The sequence below is a fragment of the Microcystis sp. M49636_WE2 genome, from assembly GCF_030065375.1.
Taxonomy (GTDB): Bacteria; Cyanobacteriota; Cyanobacteriia; order Cyanobacteriales; family Microcystaceae; genus Microcystis; species Microcystis aeruginosa_C.
Window position 1 is genome coordinate 1 of the sequence record NZ_JASJFG010000733.1, and the last position, 1,671, is coordinate 1,671.

General features: G+C 43.2%; 3 protein-coding genes and 1 tRNA gene. 2 read left to right on the forward strand and 2 right to left on the reverse strand.

Features of this window, described 5'->3' with window-relative positions:
* The coding region (locus PX484_RS16810; RefSeq protein WP_288104842.1) for a hypothetical protein at positions 1-675 on the forward strand (675 nt) is incomplete at its 5' end.
* A gap of 194 nt (positions 676-869) precedes the next feature.
* Here the strand turns inward: PX484_RS16810 and PX484_RS16815 are convergent.
* Positions 870-1,205 carry a hypothetical protein gene (locus PX484_RS16815; protein ID WP_288104844.1) on the reverse strand — a complete coding sequence of 112 codons (336 nt, stop codon included), beginning with the start codon at positions 1,203-1,205 and terminating at the stop codon, positions 870-872.
* Between the two features lie 134 nt (positions 1,206-1,339).
* Between PX484_RS16815 and PX484_RS16820 the strand changes: the two genes are divergently transcribed.
* Positions 1,340-1,410 (forward strand) — tRNA-Cys (locus tag PX484_RS16820).
* A 36-nt stretch (positions 1,411-1,446) separates the two neighbouring features.
* Here the strand turns inward: PX484_RS16820 and PX484_RS16825 are convergent.
* The coding region (locus tag PX484_RS16825) for a zinc ribbon domain-containing protein (RefSeq protein ID WP_288104846.1) at positions 1,447-1,671 on the reverse strand (225 nt) is incomplete at its 5' end.

Genomic DNA, 1,671 nt, shown 5'->3' on the forward strand with positions numbered 1-1,671 from the left:
TGGCAAACTCTAGCAGCAGAAACCGTCAACGGAGTCAATCAAGTTTTATGGAAATATAACGATAGTAATCATCTCCACTTGTGGAGTTTAGATAGTAACTGGAATTGGCAATCTTCAAGCGGATGGTGGGGATTAAACTCAACTGAAGCTTTTACCCAAGAAACCAACTTCCAACAAGACTTTAACGGTGATAATCAGATTGGTAATCCCTTACCCAATATAGCTAGTAGTCTAGCGGTTTCTGCTAACTTCCCAGAACCTATTATCGGGTCATCAAACGATGATATTCTCACCGGTACTCTGGACAATGATATTCTAGTTGGTGGCTTAGGTAATGATACCATAACAGGGGGTGCGGGTGGCGATAACTTCACCTTCAATAACCTCAATGAAGGGATTGATACAATTACTGATTTCCTCTCCAGTCAGGGGGATAAAATTACTCTCTCTGCTGCGGGTTTTGGCGGTGGTTTAGCCGCAGAAACTGCGATTACAGCCGCTCAATTTGTATTAGGAACAACTGCATTAAATGCCAGCAATCGCTTAATTTATAATACAATCACTGGAGGACTATTCTTTGATGGGGACGGGACAGGTACAATAGCAGCTATTCAAATTGCAACTCTTAGTTCTAAACCCACTCTTACCGCCTCTGATATACTTGTATTAGTTTAATCTTAATACAGCTTGTAGGGTGCGTGTTTGCGGTTAAAAAGGGCTGTAAGCGTTTTCAACACCCTAGGAGAGGGGAAAGGGGAATTATGAATTATGAATCATGAATTGGGGAGAAGGGAGAAGGGAGCGGGAAGAAGGGAGAGAAAAAGCTAATAACTGATAACTGTTTACTGATAACTGATCACTGATAACTGCTATTCATACAAAATCTCATCAAAACAAGCTTCTCCCACACTGGATAAAGTCCTAGCGGCAGCTTTATCGGTTTTCGACTTCTGCACGAGGGTGCGGAATTGCTGTAGATTGTAACGAGCTTGGAATTTTTTAATCGTGCAGTCGCATAGGTCTTTTGCCACATCGGCAGCTAATCCCTCCCCACGCGCTCTTTGTAAACATTCTTGACGATAACTGTCGAAAGTCGTGGCAGTATTAGAACTTTGGCTAAGGTAAACCGCATTATTAGCCTGTACTGGCAAGGATAAAGCTAATAAACCGATAAAAGTTAGTAAATATCTTTGATTTCTCATCATAATAGCTTTTTTAAGCCTAAAATCCCCCACTAGATTAGAGAACCGCTCCATAAATTATAGATCGATCGCTTGACTCTTGGGTTCCACTCTTGGCAAACTGCCAACTGTTATGCTAGGATAAGTAGTGCTTGATCGGCGCCATCGCCAAGTGGTAAGGCAGAGGTCTGCAAAACCTTTACCCCCAGTTCGAATCTGGGTGGCGCCTTGGCAAATATCGGTAGTCTTTCTTTTATTACCTTGTCTAATTGACATCCTCGCCGCCGTAAAACGGACGGCGATTCCCAAACCTCACGATTTGAGTTTCTGCTTGGGGTCCCGAAGGATTTTTCGCACCTGCCTTAACAGATTTACTCTGTTCTGGTCTTATGGTCGCTCTACAGACTGACACCGCAAGCCCTGCGGCCAAAATATTTTTACTTGCGTTAATATCTCGGTCATGGTGTGTCCCACAGTCTGGACAATCCCA